The 17,563-nt window shown below is 51.5% G+C and carries 17 protein-coding genes; all 17 read left to right on the top strand.

What is annotated here, in order from left to right; translation table 11 throughout:
• Window positions 1-29 precede the first annotated feature (29 nt).
• The gene (gene nuoG, locus ACTHSW_RS01595; RefSeq protein WP_070461037.1) at window positions 30-2,291 is read left to right on the top strand and encodes an NADH-quinone oxidoreductase subunit NuoG; all 2,262 of its coding nucleotides are present in this window, start codon (window positions 30-32) and stop codon (window positions 2,289-2,291) included.
• 2 nt (window positions 2,292-2,293) lie between these two features.
• The gene (gene nuoH / locus ACTHSW_RS01590) at window positions 2,294-3,370 is read left to right on the top strand and encodes an NADH-quinone oxidoreductase subunit NuoH (protein WP_002228932.1); all 1,077 of its coding nucleotides are present in this window, start codon (window positions 2,294-2,296) and stop codon (window positions 3,368-3,370) included.
• A gap of 75 nt (window positions 3,371-3,445) precedes the next feature.
• Complete coding sequence (locus tag ACTHSW_RS01585) at window positions 3,446-3,841, top strand: GFA family protein (RefSeq protein WP_003676990.1); 396 nt, start codon at window positions 3,446-3,448, stop codon at window positions 3,839-3,841.
• 55 nt (window positions 3,842-3,896) lie between these two features.
• Window positions 3,897-4,376 carry an NADH-quinone oxidoreductase subunit NuoI gene (nuoI, locus tag ACTHSW_RS01580; protein WP_002216341.1) on the top strand — a complete coding sequence of 160 codons (480 nt, stop codon included), beginning with the start codon at window positions 3,897-3,899 and terminating at the stop codon, window positions 4,374-4,376.
• Between the two features lie 11 nt (window positions 4,377-4,387).
• Window positions 4,388-5,059 carry an NADH-quinone oxidoreductase subunit J gene (locus tag ACTHSW_RS01575; RefSeq protein WP_070606428.1) on the top strand — a complete coding sequence of 224 codons (672 nt, stop codon included), beginning with the start codon at window positions 4,388-4,390 and terminating at the stop codon, window positions 5,057-5,059.
• Window positions 5,056-5,361, top strand: a complete 306-nt coding sequence (gene nuoK / locus ACTHSW_RS01570; RefSeq protein ID WP_002215628.1) for an NADH-quinone oxidoreductase subunit NuoK — start codon at window positions 5,056-5,058, stop codon at window positions 5,359-5,361. The genes ACTHSW_RS01575 and nuoK overlap by 4 nt, the downstream gene beginning before the upstream one ends.
• 5 nt (window positions 5,362-5,366) lie before the next feature.
• Window positions 5,367-5,903, top strand: a complete 537-nt coding sequence (locus tag ACTHSW_RS01565; RefSeq protein WP_070606426.1) for a hypothetical protein — start codon at window positions 5,367-5,369, stop codon at window positions 5,901-5,903.
• A gap of 177 nt (window positions 5,904-6,080) precedes the next feature.
• On the top strand, window positions 6,081-8,105 hold the full coding sequence (gene nuoL / locus ACTHSW_RS01560) for an NADH-quinone oxidoreductase subunit L (RefSeq protein WP_070606423.1): 2,025 nt from the start codon (window positions 6,081-6,083) through the stop codon (window positions 8,103-8,105).
• Window positions 8,106-8,200: 95 nt separating this feature from the next.
• On the top strand, window positions 8,201-9,697 hold the full coding sequence (locus ACTHSW_RS01555; protein WP_107792271.1) for an NADH-quinone oxidoreductase subunit M: 1,497 nt from the start codon (window positions 8,201-8,203) through the stop codon (window positions 9,695-9,697).
• Window positions 9,698-9,706: 9 nt separating this feature from the next.
• Window positions 9,707-11,149: an NADH-quinone oxidoreductase subunit NuoN gene (nuoN, locus tag ACTHSW_RS01550; protein WP_107792270.1), complete on the top strand. Its 1,443-nt coding sequence runs from the start codon at window positions 9,707-9,709 to the stop codon at window positions 11,147-11,149.
• Between the two features lie 220 nt (window positions 11,150-11,369).
• Window positions 11,370-11,669, top strand: a complete 300-nt coding sequence (locus ACTHSW_RS01545) for a DUF2818 family protein (RefSeq protein WP_107768626.1) — start codon at window positions 11,370-11,372, stop codon at window positions 11,667-11,669.
• 175 nt (window positions 11,670-11,844) lie between these two features.
• Entirely contained in the window at window positions 11,845-12,402 is a 558-nt protein-coding gene (gene frr, locus ACTHSW_RS01540; RefSeq protein ID WP_003686718.1) for a ribosome recycling factor, read from the top strand.
• 57 nt (window positions 12,403-12,459) lie between these two features.
• Complete coding sequence (locus ACTHSW_RS01535; RefSeq protein ID WP_107768627.1) at window positions 12,460-13,206, top strand: isoprenyl transferase; 747 nt, start codon at window positions 12,460-12,462, stop codon at window positions 13,204-13,206.
• A gap of 5 nt (window positions 13,207-13,211) precedes the next feature.
• Complete coding sequence (locus ACTHSW_RS01530; protein WP_070461055.1) at window positions 13,212-14,006, top strand: phosphatidate cytidylyltransferase; 795 nt, start codon at window positions 13,212-13,214, stop codon at window positions 14,004-14,006.
• 33 nt (window positions 14,007-14,039) lie between these two features.
• The gene (locus ACTHSW_RS01525) at window positions 14,040-14,789 is read left to right on the top strand and encodes an SIMPL domain-containing protein (RefSeq protein WP_003747899.1); all 750 of its coding nucleotides are present in this window, start codon (window positions 14,040-14,042) and stop codon (window positions 14,787-14,789) included.
• A gap of 117 nt (window positions 14,790-14,906) precedes the next feature.
• Window positions 14,907-16,088, top strand: a complete 1,182-nt coding sequence (ispC, locus tag ACTHSW_RS01520) for a 1-deoxy-D-xylulose-5-phosphate reductoisomerase (RefSeq protein ID WP_070461110.1) — start codon at window positions 14,907-14,909, stop codon at window positions 16,086-16,088.
• A gap of 132 nt (window positions 16,089-16,220) precedes the next feature.
• On the top strand, window positions 16,221-17,561 hold the full coding sequence (gene rseP, locus ACTHSW_RS01515; RefSeq protein WP_070461057.1) for an RIP metalloprotease RseP: 1,341 nt from the start codon (window positions 16,221-16,223) through the stop codon (window positions 17,559-17,561).
• The last annotated feature ends 2 nt before the right edge of the window (window positions 17,562-17,563 follow it).

Raw genomic sequence — 17,563 nt, 5'->3', positions numbered from 1 at the left:
TATTAAATACACGTAACTAGGAACGAACCATGTTACAAATCGAAATCGACGGCAAACAGGTATCTGTGGAGCAGGGCGCGACGGTGATTGAAGCCGCGCACAAGCTCGGTACTTATATCCCGCATTTCTGTTACCACAAAAAACTTTCCATCGCCGCCAACTGCCGTATGTGTTTGGTGGACGTGGAAAAAGCCCCCAAACCCCTGCCCGCCTGTGCCACGCCGGTTACAGACGGCATGATTGTGCGTACGCATTCGGCAAAAGCCCGAGAGGCTCAAGAAGGCGTGATGGAGTTCTTGCTCATCAACCATCCGCTTGACTGTCCGACCTGCGACCAAGGCGGCGAATGCCAGTTGCAGGATTTGGCGATGGGCTACGGCAAAACCACCAGCCGTTATACTGAAGAAAAACGTTCCGTCGTCGGCAAGGACATGGGGCCTTTGGTTTCCGCCGAGGAAATGAGCCGTTGTATCCACTGTACCCGTTGCGTTCGTTTCACTGAAGAAATCGCCGGCGTGCAAGAAATCGCTATGGCCAACCGCGGCGAACATTCCGAGATCATGCCTTTTATCGGCAAAGCGGTGGAAACCGAATTGTCAGGCAACGTCATCGATTTGTGTCCTGTCGGCGCATTGACCAGCAAACCGTTCCGCTTCAACGCGCGTACTTGGGAGCTAAACCGCCGCAAATCCGTTTCCGCCCATGATGCTTTGGGCAGCAATCTGATTGTACAAACCAAAGACCATACCGTCCGCCGCGTATTGCCGTTGGAAAATGAAGCGATTAACGAATGCTGGCTGTCCGACCGCGACCGTTTTGCCTACGAAGGCCTGTATCACGAAAGCCGTCTGAAAAACCCGAAAATCAAACAGGGCGGCGAGTGGATGGACGTGGATTGGAAAACCGCGTTGGAATATGTCCGCAGCGCGATTGAATGTATCGCCAAAGACGGCAACCAAAACCAAGTTGGCGTTTGGGCCAATCCGATGAATACGGTTGAAGAGCTGTATCTGGCGAAAAAACTCGCCGACGGCTTGGGTGTTAAAAACTTTGCCACCCGTTTGCGCCAACAAGACAAACGTCTTTCAGACGGCCTTAAAGGTGCGCAATGGTTGGGACAAAGTATCGAATCTTTGGCTGACAACGATTCCGTATTGGTAGTCGGCGCGAACTTGCGCAAAGAACAGCCGCTCCTGACTGCCCGCCTGCGCCGCGCCGCCAAAGACCGTATGGCCTTGAGCGTATTGGCCAGCAGTAAAGAAGAATTGTTTATGCTGCTCCTGTCTCAGGAAGCCGCACATCCCGACGAGTGGGCAGGCCGTCTGAAAAAACTGTCTGCCAATGCGGAACATGCCGTTACCGCCAGCCTGAAAAACGCTGAAAAAGCAGCGGTTATTTTGGGCGCGGAAGTGCAAAACCATCCTGATTACGCCGCCATTTATGCCGCCGCGCAAGAGCTGGCAGACGCGACCGGCGCAGTGCTGGGCATTTTGCCACAAGCCGCCAACAGCGTTGGTGCGGACGTATTAGGTGTGAACTCTGGCGAGAGCGTTGCCGAAATGGCAAGCGCACCGAAACAGGCAGTCTTGCTGCTCAACGTCGAGCCGGAAATTGATACGGCGGACGGTACAAAAGCCGTAGCCGCGTTGAAACAGGCGAAAAGCGTGATGGCGTTTACACCGTTTGTCAGCGAAACGCTGCTGGACGTGTGCGACGTATTGTTGCCGATTGCGCCGTTTACCGAAACATCAGGCAGCTTCATCAATATGGAAGGCCGTCTGCAATCTTTCCACGGCGTGGTACAAGGCTTCGGCGATTCGCGTCCGATGTGGAAAGTGTTGCGCGTATTGGGCAACCTGTTTGACCTGAAAGGTTTTGAATACCACGATACCGCTGCGATTCTGAAAGATGCGCTGGATGCAGAAAGCCTGCCGTCTAAACTGGACAACCGCAGCACATGGACAGAGGAGGGCGTTCAGACGGCCTCAGATCGTCTCGTCCGTGTCGGCGGCGTCGGTATTTATCACACTGATTCTATCGTGCGCCGTTCCGCACCGTTGCAAGAAACCAGCCATGCCGCCGTGCCTGCCGCGCGTGTGAATCCGAACACTTTGGCGCGCTTAGGCCTGCAAGACGGACAAACTGCTATCGCCAAACAAAACGGCGCAAGCGTATCGGTTGCTGTCAAAGCCGATGCCGGTTTGCCTGAAAACGTGGTGCATCTGCCGCTGCATACCGAAAATGCCGCGCTGGGTGCGTTGATGGACACTATTGAACTGGCGGGAGCTTGATCATGCAAGAATGGTTCCAAAACCTCTTTGCCGCAACGCTCGGTCTGGGCGATTTGGGTATCACCGTAGGTTTGGTGGTATCCGTCATCGTCAAAATCGTGATTATCCTGATTCCGCTGATTCTGACCGTTGCCTACCTGACGTATTTCGAGCGTAAAGTCATCGGCTTTATGCAGCTTCGCGTCGGCCCGAACGTAACCGGCCCGTGGGGTCTGATTCAGCCGTTTGCCGACGTGTTTAAACTCTTGTTTAAAGAGGTAACCCGTCCGAAGCTGTCAAACAAAGCCCTGTTCTACATCGGCCCGATTATGTCGCTTGCCCCGTCTTTCGCGGCGTGGGCAGTGATTCCGTTCAACGAAGAATGGGTGTTGACCAACATCAATATCGGCCTTTTGTACATCCTGATGATTACCTCGCTGTCGGTTTATGGCGTGATCATCGCGGGCTGGGCTTCCAACTCCAAATATTCGTTCTTGGGCGCAATGCGCGCTTCCGCACAAAGCATTTCCTACGAGATTGCCATGAGTGCCGCGCTGGTGTGCGTCGTGATGGTATCGGGCAGCATGAACTTCTCCGACATCGTTGCCGCACAGGCAAAAGGCATCGCGGGCGGTTCCGTGTTCTCGTGGAACTGGCTGCCGCTCTTCCCAATCTTCATCGTCTATCTGATTTCCGCCGTTGCCGAAACCAACCGCGCACCGTTTGACGTAGCAGAGGGCGAGTCCGAAATCGTTGCCGGACACCACGTCGAATATTCCGGCTTCGCATTCGCGCTGTTCTTCCTTGCCGAATACATTTTCATGATTCTGATTGCCGCTCTGACATCGCTGATGTTCCTCGGCGGCTGGTTGTCTCCGTTCCCGCAAAGCTGGGGCTTTATCGGTACGCCTTCCGCATTCTGGATGTTTGTGAAAATGGCGGCGGTTCTGTACTGGTATCTGTGGATCCGTGCAACTTTCCCACGCTACCGTTACGACCAAATCATGCGTTTGGGCTGGAAAGTGCTGATTCCGATCGGCTTCGCCTACATCGTGGTTTTGGGTGTGTGGATGATTTCACCGCTGAATTTGTGGAAATAGGGCAGGGAGGCCGTCTGAAAGTTTTCAGGTAGCCTGAACCCCAAATTTTTAACCGTTTCAAACCGAGAGAAACCGATGAAAGCTCAATGCCTGTGCGGCGCAGTATCACTGGAAACCGCCGAAAACCGCGAACTCCACGCCTGCCATTGCGGGAAATGCCGCACATGGGGCAGCGGCGCGTCTTTTACTTTGGCCGCCCGGTCGCCCGAAATCACAGGCAGCGAGCACATCGCGCATTATCAGTCGTCCGAATGGGCGCAACGCTGTTTTTGCAAACACTGCGGCACACACCTGTTTGTGCAGGTTGGCAACGATTATTACATCAACGCCGGGCTGTTTGCCGACAACGCGGGCTTTGAAACTACCTCACAAATCTTTATTGATTGCAAAGCTCCGTATTATGACTTGGCCAACGATACCCCGAAGCTGACCGAAGCCGAGTTTTTAGAAATGGTGGGCGCGGCAGGTTAAAAAAACCGCTTTCAGACGGCCTGTAAACAGAACAATCCGAAAAGAGCATCCGAAAATGGCTAATTTAGTAAAAACCTTCCTGCTGGGCGAATTGGTGAAAGGCATGGGCGTAACGCTCAAAAACTTCTTCGCCCGCAAAGACACGATTTACTTCCCCGAAGAAAAAACGCCGCAATCCGTGCGTTTCCGCGGCCTGCACGCGCAACGCCGTTATCCGAACGGCGAAGAGCGCTGTATTGCGTGTAAATTGTGCGAGGCAGTTTGTCCAGCAATGGCGATTAACATTGAATCGGAAGAACGCGAAGACGGCACCCGCCGCACCAAGCGTTACGACATCGACCTGACCAAGTGTATCTTCTGCGGTTTCTGCGAAGAGGCCTGCCCGACCGATGCGATTGTAGAAACCCATATTTTTGAATACCACGGCGAGAAAAAAGGCGACTTGCACATGACCAAGCCGATTCTTTTGGCCATTGGCGACAAATACGAAGCTGAAATCGCCAAACGCAAAGCCGCTGACGCGCCGTATCGTTAAGGAGCAGACGAATGACTTTTTCTGCGATTCTGTTCTATATTCTTGCCGCTATCGTTTTGTACGGTGCGGTTCGTACCGTCACCGCTAAAAACCCTGTTCACGCCGCTTTGCATCTGGTGCTGACCTTCTGCGTGAGCGCGATGCTTTGGATGCTGATGCAGGCCGAATTCTTGGGCGTGACGCTGGTGGTGGTTTACGTCGGCGCCGTGATGGTGTTGTTCTTGTTCGTTGTAATGATGTTGAACATCGACATTGAGGAAATGCGCGCCGGTTTCTGGCGTCATGCGCCTGTTGCCGGTGTGGTTGGCACATTGTTGGCGGTTACCCTGATCCTGATTTTGGTCAACCCGAAAACCGACCTTGCCGCATTTGGCCTGATGAAAGACATTCCGGCCGATTACAACAATATCCGCGATTTGGGCAGCCGTATTTATACCGACTATCTGTTGCCGTTTGAATTGGCGGCGGTATTGCTGCTGTTGGGTATGGTAGCCGCGATTGCTCTGGTTCACCGTAAAACGGTTAATCCGAAACGCATGGATCCTGCCGACCAAGTTAAAGTACGCGCCGATCAAGGCCGTATGCGTCTGGTGAAAATGGAAGCGGTCAAACCGCAAGTCGAATCTGCCGAAGAAAGCGAAGTTTCAGACGGCCTCAAGCCGGAAGGGGAGGGCAAAGCATGATTACCTTGACGCATTATTTGGTATTGGGTGCGCTCCTGTTCGGTATCAGCGCAATGGGTATCTTTATGAACCGCAAAAACGTGCTGGTATTGCTGATGTCCATCGAGCTGATGCTCTTGGCGGTGAACTTCAACTTTATCGCCTTTTCGCAACATCTAGGCGATACCGCCGGACAGATTTTCGTATTCTTCGTACTGACCGTTGCTGCTGCCGAATCCGCCATCGGTTTGGCGATTATGGTGCTGGTGTATCGCAACCGACAAACGATTAATGTTGCCGATTTGGACGAGTTGAAAGGGTAGGGCGGATGCCGTCTGAACAAACCGATCAAGCGAATATCGAGCAATGGGTGTTTAAGCCGCGTTCGCTTTTAGTTTTGTGCTGGGTTGCTGTCCCATTTTTCCTGTCGATTTGGCTGGTGTGGTTTGCGTTTGCATGGGCTGGGCGGTTGGGCTGGCTGTTTGGCTTATTGTCGGTTTTGTGTGCGGGTATCGGGATTGCCGGATGGAAGATGTGGCAAAATTCGCGCCGCAATACGGGCAGAGATCGGGAATTCATACGTTTGGACGAAGACGGTTTGTCTTATTGCATACACGGCTGTGGGGCGGGTAAGGTGAAATACACATGGATACGCTCTGTGTATCAAGTTCATACAAGGGGCTGTCAAGGCATTGCGGTGGAATACCGTAGACCTGAAACAGGCGTGGTTTTGGATACAATAATGCTGACTGACCTAGACCGCTTGGACTTAGATAGGAACGGTTTCAAATTGGCAGATCCACGCGACATCATCACTAAAGCGATTAGGGCGCGTTGCCAAGACAGGCAGCTTTATCGGATTTGAATGCTGTTGCACGGTTTGGCTGAAAATCTGAAGCCTGTAAGGAAAAAAATTTAAGGTTGGACAACCTGCCTTATGGCGTGAGGTCGTCTGAAAACCAAGACAAAGTAGATTGGTCGGATTAGGGAATCCGACCGACAAAACAAACATAGATTTTTAAATCAAAAAGGTTCATCCAAAATGAACGACATGACTTTATATCTCATCATTGCCCTCGTGCCTTTGGCAGGCTCGCTGATTGCGGGTTTGTTCGGCAATAAAATCGGACGTGCCGGCGCGCATACGGTTACGATACTCGGCGTGGCGGTGTCCGCCGTGTTGTCGGCTTATGTGCTGTGGGGCTTTATCGACGGCAGCCGCGCCAAGTTTGACGAGAATGTCTATACCTGGCTGACGATGGGCGGTTTGGATTTTTCCGTCGGCTTCTTGGTCGATACGATGACGGCGATGATGATGGTCGTGGTCACCGGCGTATCGCTGATGGTACATATCTACACCATCGGCTATATGCACGATGAAAAAGTCGGCTACCAACGCTTCTTCAGCTACATTTCTTTATTTACTTTCAGCATGTTGATGCTGATTATGAGCAACAACTTCATCCAGCTCTTTTTCGGTTGGGAAGCTGTGGGCTTGGTGTCGTATCTCTTGATCGGTTTCTATTTCAAACGTCCGAGCGCGATTTTTGCCAACCTGAAAGCCTTTTTGGTTAACCGTGTCGGCGACTTCGGCTTTTTGCTCGGTATCGGCTTGGTGCTTGCCTATTTCGGCGGCAGCCTGCGCTATCAAGATGTATTCGCTTATCTGCCTAATGTTCAGACGGCCACCATTCAACTGTTCCCCGGTGTGGAATGGTCTTTGATTACCGTAACCTGTTTGCTGTTGTTTGTGGGTGCGATGGGTAAATCAGCGCAATTCCCGCTACACGTTTGGCTGCCTGATTCGATGGAAGGCCCGACACCGATTTCCGCGTTGATTCACGCCGCAACCATGGTTACCGCCGGTCTGTTCATGGTATCGCGTATGTCGCCGATTTATGAGATGAGCAGCACTGCGCTGTCTGTCATCATGGTAATCGGTGCGATTACTGCCCTGTTTATGGGTTTCTTGGGCGTGATTCAAAACGACATCAAACGTGTGGTTGCGTATTCTACCCTGTCGCAACTGGGCTACATGACCGTGGCTCTGGGCGCGTCCGCCTATTCCGTGGCGATGTTCCATGTGATGACTCACGCTTTCTTTAAAGCCTTGCTGTTCTTGGCTGCAGGTAGCGCGATTATCGGTATGCACCATGACCAAGATATGCGCCACATGGGCAACCTGAAAAAATACATGCCGATTACTTGGCTGACCATGCTGATCGGTAACTTGTCGCTGATCGGTACGCCGTTCTTCTCCGGCTTCTATTCCAAAGATTCGATTATCGAAGCGGCGAAATACAGCACCCTGCCGGGCAGTGGCTTTGCCTATTTTGCGGTCCTTGCCAGTGTGTTTGTTACTGCGTTCTACGCGTTCCGCCAATACTTTATGGTGTTCCACGGTGAAGAGAAATGGCGCAACCTGCCTGAGCATCATGACGATCATCATGGCGAAGAGCATCACGGCTTGGGCAAAAACGACAATCCGCACGAAAGCCCGTTGGTTGTTACCCTGCCTTTGATTCTGCTGGCCATTCCGTCCGTTATCATCGGCTACGTTGCCATTGAGCCTATGCTTTACGGCGATTTCTTTAAAGACGTAATCTTTGTCAATGCCGACGCGCATCCGACCATGCACATCATGAAGGAAGAGTTCCACGGCGCATTGGCAATGGTGTCACACAGCCTGCATTCGCCTGTACTCTACCTTGCTATCGCAGGTGTCTTAAGCGCATGGCTCCTGTACGTCAAACTGCCGCACCTGCCAGCGAAAATTGCACAGGCGTTCCGTCCGATTTACGTTTTGTTTGAAAACAAATACTACCTCGACGCCCTGTATTTCAACGTCTTCGCTAAAGGCACGCGCGCATTGGGTACCTTCTTCTGGAAAGTCGGCGATACCGCCATTATCGACAACGGTATTGTCAACGGCTCCGCCAAACTGGTCGGCGCGATTGCTGCGCAAGTGCGTAAAGCCCAAACCGGCTTTATCTACACCTACGCCGCTGCTATGGTATTCGGCGTATTGGTACTGCTCGGCATGACCTTCTGGGGATTGTTCCGATAAGAATAAGGTTTCAGACGGTCTTAAACCTTCAGGCCGTCTGAAACGAAGAAATATCCACATAAACACATTTTTATTTTAACCACAGGTTAACCACTATGTTTTCCAACTACCTACTCAGCTTGGCAATATGGATACCCATCGCCGCAGGTGTGCTGGTTTTGGCGACCGGTAAAGACAGCCGTGCGCCGCTGGCGCGTGTGCTTGCCTTCATGGGTGCGCTTGCCGGTTTCTTGGTAACGCTGCCCCTGTTTACCGGTTTCGACCGTTTGAGCGGCGGCTATCAGTTTACCGAGTTCCACGAGTGGATTCCGCTTCTGAAAATCAACTACGCATTGGGTGTAGATGGTATTTCAGTGCTCTTTATCATCTTGAATGCGTTTATTACGCTGTTGGTGGTATTGGCCGGTTGGGAAGTCATTCAGAAACGTCCGGCGCAGTATATGGCGGCATTCCTGATGATGTCGGGTTTGATTAACGGCGCGTTTGCTGCGCAGGATGCAATTCTGTTTTATGTGTTCTTCGAGGGTATGCTGATTCCGCTGTACCTGATTATCGGTGTATGGGGCGGCCCGCGCCGCGTCTATGCTTCGGTCAAGCTGTTCCTCTATACGCTGATGGGTTCGCTCTTGATGCTGGTTGCCATGGTTTACCTGTACTATCAAACAGGCAGCTTCTCTATTGTCGATTTCCAAAACATCAAACAGATTCCGTTGGGCGTACAACAGCTTTTGTTTATAGCGTTCTTCCTGTCATTCGCCGTAAAAGTGCCGATGTTCCCTGTGCACACTTGGTTGCCGGATGCCCACGTTGAAGCGCCGACCGGCGGTTCGATGGTGTTGGCGGCAATTACGCTGAAACTGGGTGCGTATGGTTTCTTGCGCTTCATCCTGCCGATTATGCCGGATGCGGCACGCTATTTTGCCCCTGTGATCATCGTATTGAGCCTGATTGCCGTAATTTATATCGGTATGGTGGCTTTGGTGCAAACCGATATGAAAAAACTAGTGGCGTACTCTTCCATCAGTCATATGGGTTTTGTCACTTTGGGCATGTTCCTGTTTGTGAACGGCCAGCTGAATGACTGGGCATTGAAAGGCGCAATCATTCAAATGATTTCCCACGGTTTCGTGTCTGCCGCGATGTTTATGTGTATCGGCGTGATGTACGACCGCCTGCATACCCGCAATATTGCTGACTATGGCGGCGTGGTCAATGTGATGCCTAAGTTTGCGGCGTTTATGATGTTGTTCGGTATGGCCAATGCCGGTCTGCCTGCGACTTCCGGCTTCGTGGGCGAGTTTATGGTGATTATGGGTGCGGTTAAAGTGAATTTCTGGGTAGGCGCGTTGGCTGCTATGACCCTGATTTACGGTGCGTCTTATACCCTGTGGATGTATAAACGCGTTATTTTTGGTGCGATCCACAATCCGCACGTTGCCGAAATGAAAGACATCAATTGCCGCGAATTTGCGATTTTGGCGATTTTGGCGGTTGCTGTTTTGGGCATGGGTCTGTATCCGCAAGCGTTTATCGAAGTGGTGCATCAAGCGGCAAACGATTTGATTGCCCATGTGGCACAAAGCAAGATTTGAGGTGTGTAAATGAACTGGTCTGATTTGAATTTAATGCCCGCCATGCCCGAAATCGTGCTGCTTGCGCTATTGGGTGTCGTATTGCTGGCAGACTTGTGGATTTGCGATAAAAACCGCTATCTGACCCATCTGATGAGTTTGGGAACGGTCATTGTCGTGGCCATTACCCAATTGGCGGTATGGGAGCAGGGCAGTATCGATGCCTTTCACGGTATGTATATTGCAGACGGCATGTCCCGTTTGGCAAAACTGGTACTGTATGCGCTGACGTTTGGTTTGTTTATTTACAGTAAACCGTACAACCAAGACCGCCAAATCTTTAAAGGCGAGTTTTACACCCTGTCGCTGTTTGCCCTGTTGGGTATGAGCGTCATGGTCAGCTCGGCACATTTCTTGACTGCGTATATCGGTTTGGAATTGTTGTCTTTATCGCTATATGCCATGATTGCCCTACGCCGCGATTCCGGTCGTTCTGCCGAGGCCGCGCTGAAATACTTCGTATTGGGCGCGTTGGCCTCCGGTTTGCTACTCTATGGTATTTCTATGGTTTACGGCGCCACCGGTTCTCTTGATTTTGCTTCCGTCTTGGCTTCTGCTTTCAATGAGCAGGCCAACGAGTGGCTGTTGAAATTGGGTATGGTGTTTATTGTAGTTGCCATTGCATTTAAATTGGGTGCGGTTCCATTCCATATGTGGGTGCCCGATGTGTACGATGGTGCGCCGACCTCTGTTACCGCCTTTGTGGGTACGGCTCCGAAAATCGCCGCCGTTGTCTTTGCGTTCCGTATCCTTGTTACTGGCATGGGTACCATACATTCAGACTGGGCGCCGATGTTGGCCATTCTTGCCGTTGCTTCTTTGGTGGTCGGTAACCTTGCCGCCATCATGCAAACCAATATCAAACGTATGCTTGCCTATTCCACTGTATCGCACATGGGCTTTATCCTGTTGGCGTTTATGGCAGGCGCAGTCGGCTTTACTGCAGGTTTGTATTACGCCATTACCTATGCTTTGATGGCGGCAGTCAGCTTCGGTGTTTTGATGGTATTGTCCACCAAAGACATTGAATGTGAAAATATCAAAGACCTCGCAGGCCTTAACCAACGCCATGCATGGTTTGCCTTCCTGATGTTGCTGTCTATGTTCTCCATGGCGGGTATTCCGCCGCTGATGGGTTTTTACGCCAAATTCGGCGTGATTATGGCACTCTTGAAACAAGGCCATGTTTGGTTGTCCGTATTTGCCGTCATCATGTCGCTGATTGGCGCCTTCTACTACCTGCGCGTGGTCAAAGTCATCTACTTCGATGCGCCTGATCATGACCAGCCGGTCGGCAGTAACTATGCCGCTAAATTTGTTCTGACGGTCAATGCCTTCTTGCTGCTCCTGTGGGGTATCATGCCGCAAACCGTTATCGACTGGTGTGCCAAAGCATTGGAAAATACCCTGTAAGCTTCAAACAAAACCAACGGCGGCTGTTCCAAAGCCGCCGTTTTTGTTAGGATTCGCATTCGGATGAAATATACCCAAAGTTCAGACGGCCTCAAGCCTTTGAACAATCATCAAGCAGGTATCATCAAGATATTGAATATTCCACGGATAATGATGGGCAAGAATGCCCATTTAACATGTTAAAATCACATATAGGCCGTCTGAAAACCGAAAGACCATCATGACCGCATCCATGTACATTCTTTTGCTGTTGGCACTTATCTTTGCCAACGCACCATTTATTACCACCAAATTCTTCGGCATCATCGCCCTGAAACGCAAACATATCGGCCATCACTTGATCGAGTTGCTGGCAGGCTTCCTTCTTACCTCGATCCTCGCCTATATCCTCGAATCGCGAGCTGGTGCCGTGCATGCCCAAGATTGGGAGTTTTACGCGACCGTTGTCTGCCTCTACCTGATTTTTGCTTTTCCATGCTTTGTATGGCGTTACTTTTGGAATGAACGGAATAGAGAGTAGGATTTGAATTAGGAAAAGGCCGTCTGAAAGATTTTCAGACGGCCTTTATTTTGTTTGATGTTAAATATCGGTTAGAAAACAAGGCTGTTGGGGCGTAAAGCCTTGTCGTGGTGGCGGTTTAACGGTACTATTCTCGGTTAATCCTGTTTTATTCCTATGAAATTGAAAGTATAAGATGATTAATGATATTCAAAAGACAGCTGAAGGCAAAATGCAGCGTTCTCTGGAAGTATTGAAAGACAATTTGGCTAAAGTGCGTACCGGCCGTGCGCATACCGGCCTGCTCGACCAAGTGGAAGTGGAATACTGGGGCAGCATGGTGCCTGTGAGCCAAGTGGCAAACGTAACGCTTTTGGATGCGCGTACGATCGGTGTGAAACCGTTCGAGAGCAATATGGCTGCAAAAGTCGAGAAAGCGATTCGTGATTCCAACTTGGGCCTGAACCCTGCTTCTGTCGGTGATTTGATCCGTGTTCCAATGCCTATGTTGACTGAGGAACGCCGTAAAGATTTGATCAAAGTAGTACGCGGCGAAGCGGAAGAGGGCCGTGTGTCTATCCGCAATGTGCGCCGTGATGCAAACGACCACATCAAAAAATTGTTGAAAGACAAAGAAATTTCTGAAGATGAAGCCCGCCGAGGCGAGGAAGCGGTTCAGAAGTTGACCGACAAATATATTGCTGAGGCAGACAAGCTCTTGGCTGCCAAAGAAGAAGATTTGATGGCGATTTAATCCTGTGTGCAAACCGTTCAGACGGCCTTTGGACGGTTTGTTCCCTGAAAGGCAGACATGAAAAGCAGTACGCAGACGATTTTGGAACACTCTGCCATCCCCCGACATATTGCCGTGATTATGGACGGCAACGGACGTTGGGCAAAGAAGCGTTTTCTTCCCCGTGTGATGGGGCATAAGCGCGGTTTGGATGCGCTGGAGAACATGGTGAAGCATTGTGCTGAGCTGGGTGTGCAGTATTTGACCGTGTTTGCTTTTTCGACTGAAAACTGGCGACGCCCCGAGGAAGAGGTTTCTTTTCTGATGGGGCTGTTTTTGCAGGCTTTGCAAAAGCAGGTGCGCCGTTTGCACGATAACAATATGCGCTTGAAAGTCATCGGCAGCCGTGAGCGGTTTAATGCTGAAATCCTGAAGGGGATTGAGGCGGCAGAGGCGTTGACGGCAAACAATGCCGGCTTGACTTTGAGCATTGCCGCCGATTATGGCGGCCGCTGGGATATTTTGCAGGCGGCAAATCAGTTGATTGCCGAGGGTGCAACCGAGATTACGGAAGAGGCGTTGTCGCGCTATTTGATGTTGGGCGATGCACCCGAGCCGGATTTGTTTATCCGAACCGGCGGCGAGACGCGCATCAGTAATTTCCTGCTGTGGCAGATGGCGTACGCGGAATTGTATTTTACGGATACGCTGTGGCCTGATTTTAATGAGAAATCGCTGAACGAGGCGATTGTTTCGTTCCAAAAACGGGAGCGCCGCTTCGGGCGGACTTCCGAACAGCTGCCGCTTGAGCAGCAACGGGGTTGAGAATTATGTTGAAACAACGGATTTTAACGGCGCTGTGGCTCTTGCCGCTGATGCTGGTCATGCTGTTTTATGCACCTATGTGGTTGTGGGCGGCGTTTTGTGGCCTGATTGCTATGTTGGTTTTGTGGGAATATGCCCGCATGAGCGGCTTGGACAAGCTGAAAATCAATCATTATTTAGCGTCAACGCTGGTGTTCGGCGTGATTGCCTATGCCGGCGGTTGGCAGCTGCCTGATTTGGTTTGGTGTGTCGTATTGGCGTTTTGGCTGATTGTCATGCCTTGGTGGCTGAAAGCGAAATGGAAGTTAAACGGCGGCTGGCAGGCTTACACTGTCGGTTGGTTGTTGGTGATGCCGTTTTGGTTCGCACTGGTTTACCTGCGCCCTCAGCCTGAAGACGCGCTGTCTTTATTGGCGATTATGGGCTTGGTGTGGGTGGCCGATATTGGCGCGTATTTCTGCGGCAAGTCGTTTGGCAAGCGCAAAATTGCGCCGACCATCAGTCCGGGTAAAAGCTGGGAGGGTGCGATCGGCGGCGCATTGTGCGTTGCCGTGTACATGACCATCGTATGGAAAGCCGGTTGGCTGACTTTTGAAGCCGGTTGGTTCAAAACGATTTTGATCGGCTTGATTCTGACCGTGGTTAGCGTGTGCGGCGATTTGCTGGAAAGCTGGCTCAAACGTGCGGCCGGTATCAAAGACAGCAGCAATCTGTTGCCGGGACACGGCGGCGTGTTCGACCGTGTGGACAGCCTGATTGCCGTTATCAGCATTTATGCCGCTTTCGTATATTTGTTTTAAACCGCCTGTCTCACGTTGTTGAGGGAGCTGATTATGTCCGAACAAAAACAGATTTCATCTTTATCGATTTTGGGCGTATTGTTGGCACTGGGATTGATGGCTGCGGCGTTTATTTTGGGCGTGCAGTTTAAGAATCTGCGCCAACCGGGGACGATTACTGTAAAAGGTTTGGCGGAGAAAAACTTCCAATCCGACAGCGCTACGTGGAATACGGGCGTGAACGCGCACGGCGAGAGCTATCAGGAAGTTTTGGATTTGCTGACGGCAAGACGCAAAAAGCTGTCTAAGTTTTTGGGCGAGCAAGGCTTTACGGCGGCTGAAATGAAAGTGGGCCTGCCTGAAGTGTCGCGCGTTTTCAATGAAACCCGCGACGAACTGGGCAACGTAACCCGCACGCCCAACGGCTACGACGGCGACCTCAATATTGTGGTCAACACCAAAAAACTGGACAAAATCCAGGCCGCCCAGCGCGCCATTTTGAATTTCCGTGCGCAAAACGAATTCATCCGCTTCGACAATCCGCAATATTTGCTGGGCAATTTGGAAACCATCAAACGCGATTTGATCACGCAGGCGACTGAGGATGCGCAGAAACGAGCGGCCGAGTTTGCCAAAACCGGCGGCGGCAAAGTGGGCGCCATGCGTTCTGCTTCGCAAGGCTCGTTCAACATCTATGCCGACACCGGCAGCAGTGAGGACGACGAATACGGCGGTTCTTACGATAAAAGCACCGTCGGCAAACAAGTCCGACTGGTTGTTACCATCGAATACGGCATTGAGTAATTCTTTCAGACGGCCTGTTTAACCGGTAGGCAAAAGGCCGTCTGAAAATTGGAAACGGCAAAGAAATCTATTTCAAACACAATGAATACCGTTTGCACAGCACACAAAGAACACACCATGACACAACAAGTTCTGACCATATTAGGCAGTACCGGCAGCATAGGCGAAAGCACTTTGGACGTTATTTCCCGCCATCCCGAAAAATTCCGCGTGTTCGCGCTGGCAGGGCATAGGCAGGTGGACAAGCTGGCGGCGCAATGCAAACAGTTCCGTCCGGAATATGCCGTTGTCGGCGATGCCGACCATGCGGCCGAGCTGGAAAAGAAACTCAAACAAGAAGGCATCGATACGCAGGTTTTATATGGTGCTCAAGCCCTGATTGATGTGGCTTCGGCCGATGAAGTCAGCGGCGTGATGTGTGCCATTGTCGGCGCGGCCGGTTTGCCGTCGGCTTTGGCCGCCGCTCAAAAGGGCAAAACCATTTATCTGGCCAACAAAGAAACGTTGGTGGTTTCCGGCGCATTGTTCATGGAAACCGCCCGTCAAAACGGCGCCGCCGTCTTGCCGATTGACAGCGAACACAACGCCATCTTCCAAGTATTGCCAAGGGATTACACAGGCCGTCTGAATGAGCACGGTATCAATTCGATTATCCTGACCGCATCGGGCGGCCCGTTCCTTAACACCGATTTAAGTACATTTGACAGCATTACGCCCGAGCAGGCGGTCAAGCATCCGAATTGGAGTATGGGGCGAAAAATTTCCGTTGATTCTGCATCAATGATGAATAAGGGCTTGGAGTTGATTGAGGCGCATTGGCTGTTTAACTGTCCGCCGGAAAAACTGGAAGTCGTCATCCATCCGCAATCCGTGATACACAGCATGGTGCGTTATCGCGATGGTTCGGTATTGGCGCAGTTGGGTAATCCCGATATGCGTACGCCGATTGCTTATTGTTTGGGTCTGCCCGAACGCATCGATTCCGGCGTGGGCGAGTTGGATTTCGGCGCGTTGTCCGCTTTGACCTTCCAAAAGCCTGATTTTGACCGTTTCCCATGTCTGAAACTTGCCTATCAGGCCATGAATGCAGGTGGCGCCGCGCCTTGCGTGTTGAACGCCGCCAACGAAGTTGCCGTGGCCGCTTTCTTGGATAAACGCATCAAGTTTACCGATATTGCCCAAGTCGTTGCCCACTGCCTTGCCCAAGATTTTTCAGACGGCCGTCACGATATCGAAGGCCTGCTGGCGCAAGACGCGCAAACACGCAGACAGGCAGAAGCCTTTATCGGCAAACAATAAAGCTTCAATGACAGGCCGTCTGAAACGCCAACCGCTTGGCATTTAGGCAGACAAAATGGAACAACTGCCTTTATAATCGGTTTTCAGACGGCCTTATCCGTTGATTATCACATTCCACCCAGGGGATTTTTTTTGCAAACCTTTTTAGCCTTTATCGTCGCCATTCTGATTTTGGTCAGCCTGCATGAGTTCGGACACTATATTGTTGCCCGCTGGTGCGGCGTTAAAGTCGTGCGCTTTTCCGTCGGCTTCGGTAAGCCCTTTTTCACCCGAAAACGCGGCGATACCGAGTGGTGTCTTGCCCCGATTCCGCTGGGCGGTTACGTTAAAATGGTCGATACGCGCGAAGGCGAGGTGGCGGAGGCAGATTTGCCGTATGCCTTTGACAAGCAGCATCCGGCCAAGCGCATCGCCATTGTTGCCGCCGGCCCTTTGACCAATTTGATTTTGGCCGTTTTGCTTTACGGTTTGAGCTTTTCCTTCGGCGTAACCGAGTTGCGCCCCTATGTCGGCATGGTCGAGCCTGCCAGTATTGCCGCCAAAGCAGGTTTTCAGGCAGGCGATAAGATTGTATCGGTCAACGGAATCGCCGTAAAAGACTGGAGCGATGCGCAAACCGAGATGGTGTTGAACCTTGAAGCCGGTCCTGTAAAAGTCGCCGTTCAGACGGCCTCAAATGCCCAAGCCGTCCGCATAATTGATGCCGCCGGTACGCCTGAAGCAGGTAAAGTTGCGAAAAACCAAGGCAACATCGGCCTTTTGCCTTTTAGAATTACTAACCGCATCGGCAAAGTCTTGGCTGATAGTCCGGCCGAAAAAGCAGGTTTGAAGGAAAACGACAAACTGCTGACCGCCGATGGGAAGCCCATCGAAAGCTGGCAGGCATGGACGGAACTCTTCCGCGCCAGCCCCGGCAAACGAATCGAACTGACTTACGAGCGCGACGGTAAAATACTGGTGACCGCTATCCGGCCGGACAGCGTCGAGCAGTCGGCAGGCGTGCTGGTGGGTAGAGCAGGGCTTGCTGCCCAGGCGGATAAAGAGTGGGATAAAACCATCCGCTACCGTTATACGCCTTCCGTTGCCCAAGCCTTTGAATTGGGTTGGAACAAAACCGTCAACTATTCGTGGACGACCCTCAAATTTTTTGGAAAACTGGTTACAGGCAATGCCTCTTTGAACCATATTTCCGGCCCCCTGACCATTGCCGATGTCGCCGGACAATCCGCCAAACTCGGATTGCAGAGCTACCTTGAATTTCTGGCCTTGGTCAGCATCAGCTTAGGCGTGTTGAACCTTTTGCCCGTGCCCGTTTTAGACGGAGGACATCTGGTTTTCTATACCGCCGAATGGATACGCGGAAAGCCTTTGAGCGAGCGCATACAGGCAGCCGGCCTGCGCTTCGGACTGGCAGCCATGCTTTTGATGATGGCTGTGGCTTTCTTTAATGACATCAACCGTTTGTTTGGATAATT

Origin of the sequence: Neisseria sp. P0008.S004, assembly GCF_051962755.1 — a bacterium.
In the GTDB taxonomy this organism is placed as follows: Bacteria; Pseudomonadota; Gammaproteobacteria; order Burkholderiales; family Neisseriaceae; genus Neisseria; species Neisseria subflava_A.
The sequence above is the reverse complement of the archived record's forward strand: the minus strand, read 5'-3'. Positions and strand labels throughout refer to the sequence as shown.